This is a genomic window from Mycobacterium sp. Dal123C01 (assembly GCF_052566995.1).
Window position 1 is genome coordinate 2,369,901 of sequence record NZ_CP199580.1, and the last position, 14,481, is coordinate 2,384,381.

General features: G+C 66.2%; 16 protein-coding genes, 1 tRNA gene and 1 pseudogene. 7 read left to right on the plus strand and 11 right to left on the minus strand.

The window, feature by feature from the left end; translation table 11 throughout:
* Window positions 1-15: 15 nt before the first annotated feature.
* The 4 genes from mscL to ACTXG5_RS11425 form a co-directional block, all read right to left on the minus strand.
* A complete protein-coding gene (gene mscL / locus ACTXG5_RS11410; protein WP_445163752.1) occupies window positions 16-477 on the minus strand; it encodes a large-conductance mechanosensitive channel protein MscL in 462 nt (153 codons plus the stop codon).
* A gap of 65 nt (window positions 478-542) precedes the next feature.
* On the minus strand, window positions 543-1,223 hold the full coding sequence (locus ACTXG5_RS11415) for an SAF domain-containing protein (protein WP_445163753.1): 681 nt from the start codon (window positions 1,221-1,223) through the stop codon (window positions 543-545).
* 66 nt (window positions 1,224-1,289) lie between these two features.
* Window positions 1,290-1,646 (minus strand): FmdB family zinc ribbon protein, encoded by a 357-nt coding sequence (locus tag ACTXG5_RS11420; protein ID WP_445163754.1) that lies wholly within the window; start codon window positions 1,644-1,646, stop codon window positions 1,290-1,292.
* 73 nt (window positions 1,647-1,719) lie between these two features.
* Entirely contained in the window at window positions 1,720-2,325 is a 606-nt protein-coding gene (locus tag ACTXG5_RS11425; protein WP_445163755.1) for a 5-formyltetrahydrofolate cyclo-ligase, read from the minus strand.
* A 76-nt stretch (window positions 2,326-2,401) separates the two neighbouring features.
* Between ACTXG5_RS11425 and ACTXG5_RS11430 the strand changes: the two genes are divergently transcribed.
* The 6 genes from ACTXG5_RS11430 to ACTXG5_RS11455 all read left to right on the plus strand — a co-directional run bounded on the left by ACTXG5_RS11430 (window position 2,402) and on the right by ACTXG5_RS11455 (window position 7,828).
* Complete coding sequence (locus ACTXG5_RS11430; protein ID WP_445163756.1) at window positions 2,402-3,316, plus strand: UTP--glucose-1-phosphate uridylyltransferase; 915 nt, start codon at window positions 2,402-2,404, stop codon at window positions 3,314-3,316.
* A 91-nt stretch (window positions 3,317-3,407) separates the two neighbouring features.
* Window positions 3,408-4,703 (plus strand): molybdotransferase-like divisome protein Glp, encoded by a 1,296-nt coding sequence (gene glp / locus ACTXG5_RS11435; protein ID WP_445163757.1) that lies wholly within the window; start codon window positions 3,408-3,410, stop codon window positions 4,701-4,703.
* Between the two features lie 21 nt (window positions 4,704-4,724).
* Window positions 4,725-5,378, plus strand: a complete 654-nt coding sequence (locus ACTXG5_RS11440; protein ID WP_445163758.1) for a GNAT family N-acetyltransferase — start codon at window positions 4,725-4,727, stop codon at window positions 5,376-5,378.
* Window positions 5,379-5,641: 263 nt separating this feature from the next.
* Entirely contained in the window at window positions 5,642-6,694 is a 1,053-nt protein-coding gene (gene sepX, locus ACTXG5_RS11445) for a divisome protein SepX/GlpR (protein ID WP_445163759.1), read from the plus strand.
* A gap of 51 nt (window positions 6,695-6,745) precedes the next feature.
* A tRNA-Ala gene (locus ACTXG5_RS11450) sits at window positions 6,746-6,818 on the plus strand.
* 311 nt (window positions 6,819-7,129) lie between these two features.
* Window positions 7,130-7,828: a GAF and ANTAR domain-containing protein gene (locus ACTXG5_RS11455; protein ID WP_445163760.1), complete on the plus strand. Its 699-nt coding sequence runs from the start codon at window positions 7,130-7,132 to the stop codon at window positions 7,826-7,828.
* Between the two features lie 48 nt (window positions 7,829-7,876).
* On the opposite strand, the gene ACTXG5_RS11460 is transcribed toward ACTXG5_RS11455, so the two are convergent.
* Entirely contained in the window at window positions 7,877-8,323 is a 447-nt protein-coding gene (locus ACTXG5_RS11460) for a DUF4345 domain-containing protein (RefSeq protein WP_445163761.1), read from the minus strand.
* Window positions 8,324-8,421: 98 nt separating this feature from the next.
* Between ACTXG5_RS11460 and ACTXG5_RS11465 the strand changes: the two genes are divergently transcribed.
* The gene (locus ACTXG5_RS11465; protein WP_445163762.1) at window positions 8,422-8,622 is read left to right on the plus strand and encodes a hypothetical protein; all 201 of its coding nucleotides are present in this window, start codon (window positions 8,422-8,424) and stop codon (window positions 8,620-8,622) included.
* A 4-nt stretch (window positions 8,623-8,626) separates the two neighbouring features.
* Here ACTXG5_RS11465 and ACTXG5_RS11470 read toward each other — a convergent pair whose 3' ends face one another.
* The 6 genes and pseudogenes from ACTXG5_RS11470 to ACTXG5_RS11495 all read right to left on the minus strand — a co-directional run.
* A complete protein-coding gene (locus ACTXG5_RS11470; RefSeq protein WP_445163763.1) occupies window positions 8,627-10,174 on the minus strand; it encodes a molybdopterin-dependent oxidoreductase in 1,548 nt (515 codons plus the stop codon).
* 10 nt (window positions 10,175-10,184) lie between these two features.
* Entirely contained in the window at window positions 10,185-11,423 is a 1,239-nt protein-coding gene (locus ACTXG5_RS11475) for a vWA domain-containing protein (protein WP_445163764.1), read from the minus strand.
* Window positions 11,420-12,100, minus strand: coding sequence for an SRPBCC family protein (locus ACTXG5_RS11480; RefSeq protein ID WP_445163765.1), 681 nt, complete (start codon window positions 12,098-12,100; stop codon window positions 11,420-11,422). The genes ACTXG5_RS11475 and ACTXG5_RS11480 overlap by 4 nt, the downstream gene beginning before the upstream one ends.
* A gap of 13 nt (window positions 12,101-12,113) precedes the next feature.
* The gene (locus ACTXG5_RS11485) at window positions 12,114-13,004 is read right to left on the minus strand and encodes an AAA family ATPase (RefSeq protein WP_445163766.1); all 891 of its coding nucleotides are present in this window, start codon (window positions 13,002-13,004) and stop codon (window positions 12,114-12,116) included.
* Window positions 13,001-13,594, minus strand: coding sequence for a nucleotidyltransferase family protein (locus ACTXG5_RS11490; RefSeq protein ID WP_445163767.1), 594 nt, complete (start codon window positions 13,592-13,594; stop codon window positions 13,001-13,003). The genes ACTXG5_RS11485 and ACTXG5_RS11490 overlap by 4 nt, the downstream gene beginning before the upstream one ends.
* 128 nt (window positions 13,595-13,722) lie before the next feature.
* A pseudogene (locus tag ACTXG5_RS11495) lies at window positions 13,723-14,460 on the minus strand (XdhC family protein); the annotation flags it as partial.
* Between the last annotated feature and the right edge of the window lie 21 nt (window positions 14,461-14,481).

A 14,481-nucleotide genomic window follows, 5' to 3' on the forward strand; every position in this document is an offset into this window, starting at 1 on the left:
TTTAGCCGCGGAAATTCACTGCGACTCGGCGTCCGCGCGCGGCCCGTGTTCTGGCGGCGGTGTCGTCGCGGTCCCGCCGTGTTTGCCCGACGAGGTCTCGCCATTGGTCTCCGCGAGAAGGTCGCGAATCTCGGTCAGCAGCACGATCTGTGCGTCATCGGCCTGTTCGACCTCACCCTGCTTGCGCAGCCTGTTGTAGGGCATTACGACCAGGAAGTACACCACCGCGGCGACCAGGATGAAGTTGATCGCGGCCGACAGCACGACGTTCAAGTCGATGGTGTTGCCGCCGCCGATGTCGATCCGCAGGACCCCGACATCTGTCTTCTGGTTGACGCCGATCCGACTGATCAACGGCGTGATGATGCTGTCGGTGAACTTGGTGACCAACGCGGTAAAAGCCGTACCGATGACCACCGCGACGGACAGGTCGACGATATTGCCCCGCGAGAGAAACTCTTTGAACCCCTTGAGCATTCCGACGTCCTTTCTGGTCTGGACACAGATTGCTGCGGCTTGTGTGGCGAGCGGCAGCAAGGCAGTCAGTGCAGGGTGAGGGTGACCGCCTGCCCTAGTACCGAGCCTGCCACCGTGTTCGCCACGCGGGCCGGCAGCGCAACTAAGACTACGCGGTCACCGTCCCCGGCCTGCGGTTTCTGCTTGGGCGACACGAGCACTACGACGGCATCGGTTGCCACCACCTTGCTGACGGCTTGAGTGCCGGGCTGCGAATCGGTGGGCGGTGCGGCCAGCACGTCGACGACGTCGCCGGCGCGAACGAGGTCGATCAGGGCGTTGTCGGCCAGATGCAGCGGCACGATGCGGGCGCCGGGCCCGGCCTTCGATCCGATTGCGGCCTCGGCCAGTCGACTGCCCAGGAGGCGGACGTCGGTGAGCACCTCGCCGCGGCGCGTCGGACCGGCCAGCGTCGAACCCACCACCGCGCCAAGATCCGCCTGCGATCCGTCGGGAAGTGTTGTCGCCAAACGCTTTTCGACTCGAACATCGTCGGACGTCAAGGCCGCGCCGGGAGTGAGGTCGCGCGTGGCGACCACCACCTCGACCCGGTCACCGTCCGGATTGGAACGCAGCGCGGCGATCCCGGCCAATACGACGAGGCCGCCCGCGGCGACCCGGCGGGCCAGCACCGTCCGGGTCCAGTCCGGGCGCAGCGACGCCGATATCCGGCGCAACAGCGTTGGATTCAGCGACGCTTCCCCCACCCCGCCACGGTAAGCGCAGTGCGCCTGCGACAGTGCCGGTCAGAAGTACGTGCTGTGGATAACCCGCTAGCTCGAAGCGGCCGCGGTGGACGACGCGGAACTCGTCGACTTCTCGCTTGACGCGGACTTGTCGCTCGAGCTGGATTTTTCGCTGGCGCCCGATTTCTCGGTGGAGCTGGACTTCTCGCTGGACTCCGAGCCATTGGTCGACGAGCCGTTGCTCGGAACCGCCGCCTTCTTACCCGACTCGCGGCTATCGGTGCGGTAGAAGCCACTGCCCTTGAACACCACACCCACGGAGTTGAAAAGCTTGCGCAACCGACCCGAGCACTTCTCGCAGGTGGTCAGCGTGTCGTCGGTGAAAGCCTGCACCACGTCAAAGCGGTCATCGCATTCGGTGCACGCGTAACTGTAGGTCGGCACTCAAAACCTCCGTCAAATAAGTCTTTTTAGCACTCTACCGTGCATGAGTGCTAAAACAGCCGTGAAACCGGTCTCATTCCCCGCCCCCACCGTCGGTAATTAGCGCCATTACCCCGCGCTCCGGGGTGATCACGTGGGTCATCGGTACGTCGTGCGGATCGGCCGGTAATTCGTCGACGAACTCTACGTCGCGCACCATCGCGATCAGGCGCGATTGCGGGTTCCTAACGTCCAGCGAGCGGTCGTAGAAACCACGGCCGCGGCCCAGCCGCGCGCCCCGATGGTCGACGGCCAGCGCCGGGACCACCACCATTTCGGCCTCGGCCAAGGCCGACTCCGGCAGCCACGGCTCGGGCGGCTCGAGCAGGCCCCAGTGGCCGCGGACAAGTTTGCCCGGCCGGTATTCGCCCCACCGCAGCGACAGGGGAGTGCCGTCGTCGCTGGTGCGCGCAACCGGCAACAGCACCCGCCGCGCCCGTCGCAGCAACATGTCCAGCATCGCGACCGACCCCGGCTCGACGCCCACCGGAACATACGCGCAGACGGTGCTGCCGCTGCTCACCGCGAGCTCCAGCTGCTCGTTGAGCATTCGCGCCTCAGCGGCCCGAACGTCGTCGGCAACGCCACTTCGGGCGGCCAGCACTTGCTCGCGCAGTGCGGCCTTGCTCGAAGTCGTCATGCGTCAACGATGACAGCTTGGCTATTCGGCCTGCCATGCAGCGGCGGCAAACCCGATGAGCGCTATGGTGTGAACGATGTCACGGCCAGATCAAGTCCCGATCCCGTACACGGCGATCGTTCCCGCAGCCGGTCTGGGCACCCGTTTTCTGCCGGCGACTAAGACGGTGCCCAAGGAGTTGCTGCCCGTCGTCGACACGCCCGGCATTGAGCTGGTCGCCGAAGAAGCGGCCGCGGCCGGCGCCGAGCGGTTGGTGATCATCACCTCGGAGGGCAAGGACGGCGTCGTCGCGCACTTCGTCGAGGACCTGGTGCTGGAGGGCACGCTGGAAGCCCGCGGCAAGAAAGCCATGCTAGCCAAGGTGCGTCGCGCCCCGGCGCTGATCAAGGTCGAGTCGGTGGTGCAGCTCGAGCCGCTCGGCTTGGGACATGCGATCAGTTGCGTGGAACCCGTATTGGCGCCGGACGAGGACGCCGTGATGGTGCTCTTGCCCGATGACTTGGTGCTGCCGACCGGCGTGCTGGAGACGATGGCGAAGGTGCGCGCCCAGTACGGCGGCACGGTGTTGTGCGCGATCGAGACTTCGCCCGACGAGATCAGCGCCTACGGCGTTTTCGACGTCGAGCCGATTGCCGGTGCCGACGATCCGGACGTGCTCAAAGTCAAGGGCATGGTCGAAAAGCCCAAGGCCGAGGACGCCCCGTCGATGTATGCGGCGGCGGGCCGCTATGTGCTCGACCGTGCCGTGTTCGGCGCACTGCACCGCATCGAATGCGGCGCCGGAGGCGAAGTACAGCTCACCGACGCGATCGCGCTGCTGATCAAAGAGGGCCACCCGGTTCATGTCGTCGTGCATCACGGATCTCGACACGACTTGGGAAATCCCGGCGGCTACCTCAAGGCTGCGGTTGACTTTGCATTGGATCGTGACGACTACGGCCCGGAATTGCGGCGGTGGTTGGTGGCGCGATTGGGCCTGACCGAGCAGTAGCCGGCCGACATGCCGTCCCGGCGACGGCCGGGCGATCGGGCTCAGGACCGACACGTCGCCCGTCAGGGTTGACGGCAGAGAGGCGCGGCGAGTGCGTTCTGTGGAGGAACAGCAGGCCCGGATAACGGCGGCCGCGGTAGCCCCGCGCCCGATACGTGTCGCCATCGCGGAGGCGCAAGGGATGATGTGCGCCGAAGAAGTGGTGACCGAACGGCCGCTGCCCGGATTCGACCAGGCCGCGATCGACGGCTACGCGGTGCGCAGCGTCGACGTGCTGGGTGTCGGCGATGTGGGCACCGACGACATTTCCTTCGACGAAACCGGCGAGCCGATGGCCGACGAGGACACCCCCGGCGGGCTGGTCCTGCCGGTGATGGGAACCATCGAGGCCGGTGCGCGCACGCCGAGCCGGCTGCAGCCGCGGCAGGCCGCCCGGGTGCAGACCGGGGCGCCGCTGCCCACGCTGGCCGACGCGGTGCTGCCGCTGCGCTGGACCGACGGCGGGACGTCGAAGGTGCGGATTCTGCGCGGAGCGCCCTCGGGTGCCTATGTGCGGCGCGCCGGCGACGACGTCCAGCCCGGGGATGTCGCCGTGCGGGCCGGGACGATCATCGGCGCGGCCCAGGTGGGGCTGCTCGCGGCGGTCGGCCGGGAGCGAGTCCTGGTGCACCCGCGCCCGCGGGTGTCGATCATGGCCGTCGGGGGCGAGCTGGTGGACATCTCGCGCACCCCGGGCAACGGGCAGGTCTACGACGTCAACTCCTATGCGCTGGCGGCGGCGGCCCGGGATGCCGGCGCGGAGGTCAACCGCATCGGCATCGTCTCCAACAACCCGCACGAACTCGGCGAAATCGTGCAGGGCCAGATCAATAGGGCTGAGGTCCTGGTGATCGCCGGCGGGGTCGGGGGTGGAGCTGCCGAGGCGGTCCGCGCGGTGCTGTCCGGGCTCGGCGAGATGGAAGTCGTCCGGGTCGCGATGCACCCCGGATCGGTGCAGGGCTTCGGGCAGCTGGGCCGCGAGGGCGTTCCGGTATTCCTGTTGCCGTCCAACCCGGTCAGCGCTTTGGTGGTCTTCGAGGTGATGGTCCGGCCGCTGATCCGGCTGTCGCTGGGCAAGCGCCAGCCGATGCGCCGGATCGTGCGGGCTCGCACGCTGTCGCCGATCACGTCGGTCGCCGGGCGCAAGGGCTATCTGCGTGGCCAGCTGATGCGTGACCAGGACAGCGGCGAGTATCTGGTGCAGGCGCTGGGCGGAGCCCCCGGGGCGTCATCGCATTTGCTCGCGACGCTGGCTGAGGCAAACTGTCTCGTTGTGGTTCCCAGTGGGGCAGAGCAGATTCGTACCGGTGAGATCGTCGACGTCGCGTTCCTGGCCCAGCGCGGCTGACCACATCGACGGCGCACGCTCGTGAACCTCTTGCGCTCCAACTCCCGTCATCCGGGTTGGCCCTTGGACGTCGGGCCGCTGCGGGTCGCGGCCGGGGTGATCCGGCTGCGGGCGGTGCGGATGCGCGATGGTGCCCAATGGAGTCGGCACCGGCTGGCCGATCGGACACATCTCGAGCCCTGGGAGCCCACGGCCGACGGCGACTGGACGGTCCGGCACACCGTCGCGGCGTGGCCGGTGTTGTGTTCTGGCCTGCGGTCCGAGGCCCGCAATGGCCGGATGCTGCCGTATGTGATCGAGCTGGACGGGCGGTTCTGCGGCCAGCTGACCATCGGCAACGTCACCCACGGGGCATTGCGGTCGGCGTGGATCGGTTACTGGGTGCCGAGCTCGGCGACCGGTGGCGGGGTCGCGACCGGAGCATTGGCGTTGGGTCTCGACCACTGCTTCGGGCCGGTCATGCTGCATCGCGTGGAGGCCACGGTGCGTCCGGAGAACGTCGCGAGTCGCGCCGTGCTGGCGAAGGTCGGCTTCCGCGAAGAGGGCCTGCTGCGCCGTTACCTCGAGGTTGACCGGGCCTGGCGGGACCATCTCTTGATGGCGATCACGGCCGAAGAGGTCTACGGGTCGGTGACATCGACGCTGGTCCGCGCCGGATACGCGCGCTGGGCGTAACCGGACGTCTCGCTCGCCACTAGTCCTCGAGATTGCCGTCGCGGCGGTGCTCCCTGCCCGGAGCGCGGCCGAAGCGGCGATCTCGACGCGCCACGGCCCGCCGCCGGGGAGAAATCGCAACAATTCTGTGGCCAACGTGACATATGTGGCGTGTGATGCTTGAAAGAGGCGAATTACAGGTGTGTAATTGCGCTGGTCAGGTCCCAGCCGCGCAGGTCGACGATCGGCCCCCGCGGGATCGGAACCAGAAGGAGCAGGTCATCATGCCAAGCATCCCGCAGTCATTGTTATGGATATCGCTCGTGGTGCTCTGGCTATTCGTGCTGGTGCCCATGCTGATCAGCAAGCGCGACGCCGTACGACGCACCAGCGACGTGGCGCTGGCCACCCGGGTGCTCAACGGTGGGGCGGCATCCCGGCTGCTCAGGCGCACCGGTCCGGCCGCAGGTCACCGCAGCGACCCGGACTGGAAGCCCGAGGAAAACTCGGCCGACGAGGAGTTCGACGACGCTGAACAGGACCGCCGCGACGACCTCGGCGAGCGCGACGACGATCACGACGCCGAGACCGAAGAGCTGCGCCGCGCCCGCCCGGTCGTCATGAAGATGACGGTCGCCGAGCCGGCCGAGCCCGACTACCTGGACGTCGACGTGATCGAAGACTCTGGTGCCCTGCCGGTCGGCGCCAGCGCCGCGGCCACCGAACCCGAACTTGTACCGGTGGACGAAGACGACTCCGAGGTCGAGGCCGAGGCTGACCACGATCACGCCGACGACGAGTACGAATACGTCGAGGACTCGTCCGGTTTGGAGCCCGAGGCGGACCAGGACTACCAGGACGCGGGTTCGCGGGAGAGCGTGCTCCCGGCGAGCGCTCGGCGCCGGCGCCGCTTCGACTCCAAGACCGCGGCGGCCGTCACCGCCCGCAAGTACGCCTTCCGCCGGAAGGTGCTGATGGTGATGGCGGTCATCCTGGTTGGTTCTGCGACGGCCGCATTCGAAATGACGCCGACCGCGTGGTGGGTATGCGGAACCGCCACCGCGATAACCCTGATCTACCTGGGCTATCTGCGCCGGCAGACCAAGATCGAGGAGAAAGTCCGTCGCCGCCGGATGCAGCGGATGGCACGCGCCCAGTTTGGCGTGGAGAACGCCCACGACCGCGACTACGACGTCGTCCCGTCGCGGCTGCGTCGCCCCGGCGCGGTGGTCCTGGAGATCGACGACGAGGACCCCATCTTCGAGCACCTGGATTACGCGATGCCGCAGCAGCACTACGGCTGGCACCGGGAGATGCCCCGCGCCGTCGGCCTGTAGTGCCGCACAGTGCTGTCGCCCTGCCGGAACTGGTAGCCTGCTAGCGGTCAAGGGGCTATAGCGCAGTTGGTAGCGCGTCTCGTTCGCATCGAGAAGGTCAGGGGTTCGATTCCCCTTAGCTCCACAACACAAAATCCGATATCCACGGTCTAATTTGTCGGAGTGGGCGTGGCCAGTACGAGCCCCCAGATCGCGCCCATGAAAGTCGCTGCCGCAGCGGCGATTAGGACGTTCTCTCGAGGTCCGGGAGTGCCGTCAGCAGGCCCGGCCGGCCTGTATCGATGCACAGCCGAGTAGTGTGGAAAACGCGTATGGACGGCTATGGCCGTCACTCGCGCGGTTCACCTAGTCGCTCAGGGTCCCGACGGGCCTTCTGATCATTCTTCTCTTTGGCCCGCTTCGCCTTTACCACTGTCGCGACAGGGGGCTGCCGTTATGGATGACCGCGGGTACGCCGAGGTCCTTCGGCAAACGATGTCGGAATTGACCGAACGATTCGCTCACCCGACCGAACTCGAAGTCACCTTGCAGACCGTAACGACGAGTGCCGTTGACCTGATTGACGGTGTGGAATGCGCGGACGTACTACTGATCTCGGGTGCTGACCTTTTCCGGTCAGTGGCGGCGACCTCACAGCTGGCCGTCGACATCGATGATCTCCAGGAGCGGTTCCGCGAGGGCCCCTGCGTGGATGCCGCTATCGGTCATTCGATGGTCCTGTGCAATGACCTCCGCGAAGACCCGCGATGGCCGCAATTCGGCGAGGCGGCAGTGGCGGCCGGTGTCCACAGCTTGATGTCGTTTCAGCTTTACACTCACGACGCCCGCATGGGGGCACTAAACCTTTTCGGGCTCAAACCTGACGTCTTCACTGCCGAATTTGAAGCAGTCGGTGCGATGCTCGCCACCCACGCCGCCATCGCGCTCATTGCCGACGATGTACGACTTCAGTTTCAGTCCGCGTTGGCGAGCAGGGACATCATTGGCCAAGCCAAAGGCATGATCATGGAACGGTTCAATGTCGACGCGGTCCGCGCCTTCGAACTACTCACCAAGCTGTCGCAGACCTCCAACACGCGGGTAGCCGAAATTGCGGAGGAGATCGTTTCGCGGGGATCAGAACCGAAACGGTGAAGTAGCCCGTCGCCTCCCCAAATTCTCAAACCCGAACGGCTGCTGCTGTTATCCGGGGTGTGCCCCGGCAGTCTCGCCGTTGATGCGAGCCATCTCGCAGACGTGACGTTGCCAGGCCAGCAGGGCAGGCATGCCGATCAGCTCGAGTCCGATCGCCGCCACGAAGGTCGGGTGCGGACGACTCGTTTTGCGCCACGAAATCAGCCGGGCCAAGCCGCCGACGAATGTGGTGGCGCCGACCAGTCGGAACGCGGTCGATTCTCGCTCGATCCGCGGCAGCAGGGACCAGAGCACTGGTCCGGCGGCGAACCAGAATGCGTTGGCGAAGCGATACTCACTATCGAGGGACGCTTCTACCCTGCTGTCGTCGCGGGGAAGTGCCGCCGGTCCGACCAGCATCCCGGCCAGCCCCGAAGCGATCGGAATGGCGCCGAGTGCTCCCAGAGTCACCTGTAACTGTCGGCGACCGCCATCTTTGCGGGTTGCATGATTCATCTCGTCACGCTCGCACAGCGATCAATGCGGAACGCGCTGGCCCCCCGTGGCAATTCGCGAGACTCCTGACGTTCCCCATCAGCGCCTAGGCTTCTCATATGAACAGGACTTTCGTCGTCACGCTCGCACTCGGGGTGCTCCTTGCAGTGTTCGGCCTGATCTGGGCGCTGCAGGGATTCGGAGTGCTTCTTGGTAGTCCGATGAGTAACACCACCACCTGGTCCATCATCGGTCCGATCACGGTGGTGGTCGGCATCGTGATCGCGGTATTCAGTTGGCGGAAAATCTCGTCGAGATAGTGCTTCAGGTCTGGGCCACGGTGAACTCCACCGTGTGCCAGCCGGTGGCGCCGTCGGGGACGCTGCCAACCTGGTCCGCAGTTTGAACGGCGCCGGTATTATCGGTGGCGCGCACGGTAATGGTCTGTCTCCCAGGGTTTTTCGCTTGCCAAGGGAAGCTCCATAACCGCCACGTCTGGTTCGAGTAGCTCGCGCCCAGTTCGGCGGGCTGCCACCCGCCATCACCGATGCGGACCTCGACGGCCCGCACGCCACGATTCTGAGCCCACGCGACACCGCCGAATACCACCGGACCCACCGCCACCGGCTGACCGCCTTTCGGCACGTCGACGCGCGACTCGGTCTTGATCGGTGCGCGCGGCGCCCAGCCCATCCGCGTCCAGTAGGCCTTTGCTTTGTCGAAGCGGGTCAGCTCCAGATCGACGACCCACTTGGTGGCCGACACATAGCCGTAGAGCCCGGGTACTACCAGCCGGGCGGGGTAGCCGTGCTCGATCGGCAGCGGCTGCCCGTTGAGGCCGACCGCCAGCAGTGCGTCGCGGCCATCGATGAGCGCCTCCACCGGTGTGCCGGCGGTGAACCCGTCGATCGATGTGGACAGCACCATATCGGCATCCGGGTGCACATGGGCGGCCGCCAGCAGATCAGCCAACCGGTAGCCGGTCCAGGTACCCGTCGAAATCAGATTGCCCCCAACGGGATTCGAGACGCAGGTCAACGTCGTCACCATTTCGACGACGTCGAAACCAGTGAGGTCCTCGAAGCTGTAGGTGACTTCGCGGTCCACCATGCCGTGGATGCGCAGCCGCCAGTCGCCGTGGCTGAGTTGGGGAACCGTAAGCGCGGTGTCCACCCGGTAGAAGTCGCCACTCGGGGTGATAAAGCTGGGTAGCGCAATGCCTTTCGGTTGTACGTCGGCAGGTATCGGCGGCGCCGAGATGCGTGGCCGGGGAAGTGTGAAGGTGTTGCGATCACCGGCCACCGAATGCGCCAACCGCGTGATGACCGCACCCGCCACGCCACTCACTGCGCCGAATCCGAGTAGCCCGAACACCACCAACCTGCGCCTGCCGGCATCCGGCTCGTCGTGATCGTCTGCGTCTTCCGGGTCGCTGAGGCCGGGCCAGTACCGACGGGCGAGCACGCGCAGCACCGCCACTCCGCAGACGGTGCCCGCGACGGTGGGGATGGTATCCAGTGCTGTCGCCCCTGCCCGCGACAGCACCGCGGTGCATCCGAGGACGCCCGCCGCGACGATCACGGCGCTACCGACCGGGCGGCGCCGAGTTTCGAGGCTCCCGGCGATGGCCGCGATCGTGGCGATCGCTACGAGAACGACGACAGCCAGGAAAAGCTTGTCCAGCGAGCCCAGGGTCTGAATCGCCCACTCTTTGACGGGCCCCGGTGTCACGTCGACGGCCACGGAGCCGATCGCCGCACGCGCATCGGCCCGCGCTCCGAACGCGATGCCCACCAGCTGGGCTACCCCGAGCGAGACTGACGCCGCGGCGACCCCGGCGATCATCCGCTCATTCGACGGAGCGTCACTCATCGGAGTCACTTTAATGAACGCGCGCGGTTGATCGCGTCGATTCCCAAGCGGCCAGTGCCAACAACAACTCTCGGAGACCGGTCAGTGAGTTTGCCGGCAGGAACAGATCGCAATGAGGCAGCGCCGCCGCCATCGAGCCGGCCAGCGGCTGGTATTCACTGTGCGCCGCGCGCGGATTGAGCCAGACCAACAACTTGGCGCGCCGACGCACCCTGGCGAGCGCGTGCCCGAGCACCTCGGGGGGATCGCTGTCCCACCCGTCAGACGCAACGATCACCACCGCACCGCGCAGCGCATTGCCGTGCGGTGGGTCCAGCAGGGCAGCGATACTGCGTCCGATGAACGTGCCGCTGTACCGGTCGGTGACTTTCTCGTTGGCGCGTTCCAGCGCTACCTCGGCCGAGCGGTGGGACAGCACCGAGGTGAGCCGGGTTAGTGACGTCGAAAACGCGAAGACTTCTGGGCGGATTCCTGCCTGCCGCAGCACCGCCGCGCGCATCAAATGCAGATAAATCGCGGCGTAGGGCTGCATCGAGCGGCTCACGTCGCAGACCAGGACGACCCGCCGAGGTCTTCGGCGAGGTCGCGTTCGCGCCAGCGTCACCGATTCCCAGCCGGTCCTGCGCGACGCGTTCATCGTCGCCCGCAGGTCGATCCTCTTACCGTGTGGGTTGGATTCGAATCGCATGCTGCGTCGCCACGGCCAACGCTGCACTGACGCCTCCAGCCACGAACCGAGAAGGCGGAGGTCTTTGGGGTCGAATTGGTCGAACGACTCGTCGGCCAATGCGGCGATGCGGCTGGGTAGCACGTCAGGCAACAGGACACCCGCGTCTGCTGCGCCGTCCCCGTGGGGCACCGTCCGGGTGACCCACGGGAGCTTTTCGGCGCCCGCATCGGATGGGCTGCTCGCGGGCTGCACGATGCGCGCTGCGGGTGGCGCGGGCGTCTTGGGGCCGGCGATCGGCAGGACTGACTCTGGGCTTCGCGTGTCGCCGGGTTGGATACTCCCGAAAACCTGGCGCATCACCGCGTCGAAGACAGTGAGGTCTTCCATTCGGTTGACCAAAGTGAGCCTGGCGGCCCAGTAAAGCGCCGGCGTGGTTTGCGGCGCCAGCTGTCGGATTGCCTGCACGAAACTGCCCTGGCCGCTTGCGGATACCGAGACTCCCGCGCTGCGCAAGCGCGCCGCCAGGGCTGACGCGAACGCCGCCAGATCGACGCCGCGCAACAGCAACGGGGTGTTCACGAGCGTCTGCGCAGCACCCAGATCAGCACCAGCACGGCGACCAGCCCCCCCGCCGCGGCACCGAATTTCTTGATTAGGCCACCGCCGGCGAGCTCCAGCAGATCGATGGGCTTGGGGTCGGCCAACGGCCCTTGGTTGGTGCCCGGGACGGGATTGACCGGCCAGGCCGGAGTCTGCTCGTTGCCGTTGGCCACCTCTGCGGAATCGGCCGGACTTGCTGTGCTGCCGGCATTTTCGGCGGCGAGCTTGGCTTCCAGGGATTCCACGAACTGACCCAGCAGCTTCTCCGATACTTGCTGCAGCATGCCGCTGCCGAACTGCGCCAGCTTGCCGACGATCTTCAGATCGGTGTCAACGGTGACGCTGGTGCGGTCCCCGGCCTCCTGCAACCGGGCGGTGACCGTAGCGGCCGCGTTGCCGGTACCGCGAGACTCCTTACCTTTGCCGTCGATGACCGCGCGATGCTGCTCGCGGTCTTGTTCGACGAAGCGCACCTTGCCGCTGAACTCGCTGGTAACGGGCCCGACCTTGACCTTGACCTTGCCGAGGTAGTCGTCGCCCTCGTGACCGACCAGCTGCGCCCCCGGCATCAGCGGGATCACCTGTTCCAGGTCGCACAGCACATCCCAGGCCCGATCGATTGGCGCGCTGACGGTGAACTGGTTGGCGATCTTCATACTGTGGGTCCTCTCATGTGGGGCTGTACTCAATAAACGCGTCGCGAATCAGGGTGCGGTCGTCGGGGGTCTTGGCCAGCGCCCCCAGGCTGGCCAGCGCCGACTCGGCCGCATCGGCCGGTGCAAGGTCTGCTACGCCGAGCGACACCAGTGCGGCGACCCAGTCGATGGTCTCGGCCACTCCGGGCGGCTTGTCCAGATCGAGATCGCGTGCACTACCGACGAATTGGGTGGCATGTTCGATCAAGGGCGTCGTCGCTCCGGGTACCGTCCGGCGCACGATTGCGGCCGCCCGAGCCGGTTCGGGGTAGTCAATCCAGTGATACAGGCAACGCCGTCGCAGCGCGTCATGCAGATCGCGACTGCGGTTGGAGGTCAGTATCGCGATCGGCGGACGCTCGGCGACGAAGGTGCCCAGCTCGGGCACGGTCACCGCGGACTCACCGAGGAATTCCAGCAGCAATGCCTCGAATTCATCGTCGGCCCGGTCGATTTCGTCAATCAGCAACACCGGCGAAGTCGGGCCGCGATGCCGCACACACTGCAGAATGGGTCGATTCACGAGGTAGGTTTCGGTATAGAGATCGGCTTCGGAGATCGTGGAGGTGCCGGTGCCGCGCGCTTCGGCCAGCCGGATGGCCAGCAGCTGACGTTGGTAGTTCCAGTCGTAGAGTGCTTCGTTGGCGGTCAGGCCCTCGTAACACTGCAGCCTAAGCAAATCTGTATCCAACACTGCCGCCAGGGTTTTCGCTGCTGTCGTCTTCCCGACACCAGGCTCCCCTTCCAGCAGTAACGGCCTGCCGAGCGTGACCGCCAGATAGATCGCGGACGCGGTCCCGGTGTCGAGGAGGTGGTCCCTTGTGTCGAACCGACGGATCACATCGTCGGGGTCTGCAAAAATCATGATGAGATCGACTCCAGCAGTCGCTGGTAGTCGTCCCAGGTGTCGACGTCGAGTGGCACTGGGCCGGCCACCGCGATCTCGCGTACCGGATACCGGCCCGACTGCACCAGCTTCCAAACTCCCTTGTCGCCGTGCAGTTGCGAAAGTTCATCGAACACATCGCGACTGAACCAGAACGGATGCCCGATGCCATCGGCGTAACGGCACACGATCACCTCGGCGTCGGCCGCACTAGCGACTATCCGTCGCACCGTTGCCGGAGCCAGATCCGGTTGATCGCCGAGCATGAGCACGATGCCGGCAGCTTGTGGGTCAACCCGTTCCAACGCGACCCGCAGCGACGCCGAGCATCCGCTCCCGTACTCGTCGACGGTCACCACGTCGGCCCCGTCCATGCGCACCACGGCACGCACCGCTTCCGCGGCCCCGCCGAGGGTGACAATCAGCTGATCAAAACCGGCGTCCCGGGCAACGTCCAGGGTGGCCCCGAGCACCGTGGTATCCCGGTATGGCAGAACCTGTTTAGGCGTCCCCAGCCGGCGAGAGCTTCCGGCGGCCAGCACGACGCCGGTGATCCGCGGGGCGGTCATACGCCGGCCTTCCCGGCCGCGAACGCGGTCCGGCATCCCGGGCAGCAGAACCAGTAGTCGACACCGCCCAGTTCCAGATATTCGGTGGTCGGTCCGATCGGCACCGTCATGCCGCAGACCGGATCGACCGCCTGGGCTGAGGCGGCGCTCACGGCGGGACGTGCCAGGCTGCCGTCGCGGACGGCGGCAATGAGTTCGGCGGCGATGGACACCGCGATCTCGGCCGGCGTCTTGGCCCCGATGGGCAGTCCGACTGGGGTGTGTATTCGGGCCCGCTCGGCATCGGAGAACTCGAGTTCGTTCAGGATCGAGGCGCCGCGAACCTTGCTCGCTACCAAGCCGATATACCCCACCCCGTTATCCAAGGCCGCGCGGATGATTTCGGCTTCTGAGCCGCCATGGCTGGCGAGCACCACCGCCGAGGTGTCGGTCAGATCGGTGTCGCGTCGGGCGTCATAGCCCAGCACGCCGCACAGGTCGATCAACGCGTCGGCAATAGGCGTGGCCCCGTAAATCCGGATCAGCGGAGCCGGCAGCTGCGGTGTCAGGAAGATTTCCAGCGATCCACCGGACAGGCAAGGGTTGACCACCACACAGGCACCGGGGGCGTCGGGGAAGTGAACGTCCCCGTCGGGAAGCACGCGCAGCAGCACACTTTCACCGGCCTGCAGCACACCCAGCGCCGCCTTGCGGACAGAGTTCTGCGCGCATTCGCCGCCGACGAAACCCTCGATAGTGCCGTCCGCCAACAGGATTGCCTCGTCGCCGGCGCGTGCCGAGGTAGGTTGCTGGGCCCGCACCACCGTCGCGTGCACGAACGGTGTCCGCGCGGCCAACAGTTGCTGAGCTCGTTCGCTGATCGTCATCGTCATCTCTAGAACCGTTGA

What these genes read in the sequence shown, in the direction of transcription:
- ACTXG5_RS11465 (WP_445163762.1), top strand. Translation starts at nt 8,422, where the DNA reads ATGAACAGGACTTTCGTCGTCACGCTCGCACTCGGGGTGCTCCTTGCA.
- mscL (WP_445163752.1), bottom strand. Translation starts at nt 477, where the DNA reads ATGCTCAAGGGGTTCAAAGAGTTTCTCTCGCGGGGCAATATCGTCGAC.
- ACTXG5_RS11425 (WP_445163755.1), bottom strand. Translation starts at nt 2,325, where the DNA reads ATGACGACTTCGAGCAAGGCCGCACTGCGCGAGCAAGTGCTGGCCGCC.
- ACTXG5_RS11480 (WP_445163765.1), bottom strand. Translation starts at nt 12,100, where the DNA reads ATGAAGATCGCCAACCAGTTCACCGTCAGCGCGCCAATCGATCGGGCC.
- ACTXG5_RS11485 (WP_445163766.1), bottom strand. Translation starts at nt 13,004, where the DNA reads ATGATTTTTGCAGACCCCGACGATGTGATCCGTCGGTTCGACACAAGG.
- ACTXG5_RS11460 (WP_445163761.1), bottom strand. Translation starts at nt 8,323, where the DNA reads ATGAATCATGCAACCCGCAAAGATGGCGGTCGCCGACAGTTACAGGTG.
- ACTXG5_RS11455 (WP_445163760.1), top strand. Translation starts at nt 7,130, where the DNA reads ATGGATGACCGCGGGTACGCCGAGGTCCTTCGGCAAACGATGTCGGAA.
- sepX (WP_445163759.1), top strand. Translation starts at nt 5,642, where the DNA reads ATGCCAAGCATCCCGCAGTCATTGTTATGGATATCGCTCGTGGTGCTC.
- ACTXG5_RS11470 (WP_445163763.1), bottom strand. Translation starts at nt 10,174, where the DNA reads ATGAGTGACGCTCCGTCGAATGAGCGGATGATCGCCGGGGTCGCCGCG.
- ACTXG5_RS11430 (WP_445163756.1), top strand. Translation starts at nt 2,402, where the DNA reads ATGTCACGGCCAGATCAAGTCCCGATCCCGTACACGGCGATCGTTCCC.
- ACTXG5_RS11490 (WP_445163767.1), bottom strand. Translation starts at nt 13,594, where the DNA reads ATGACCGCCCCGCGGATCACCGGCGTCGTGCTGGCCGCCGGAAGCTCT.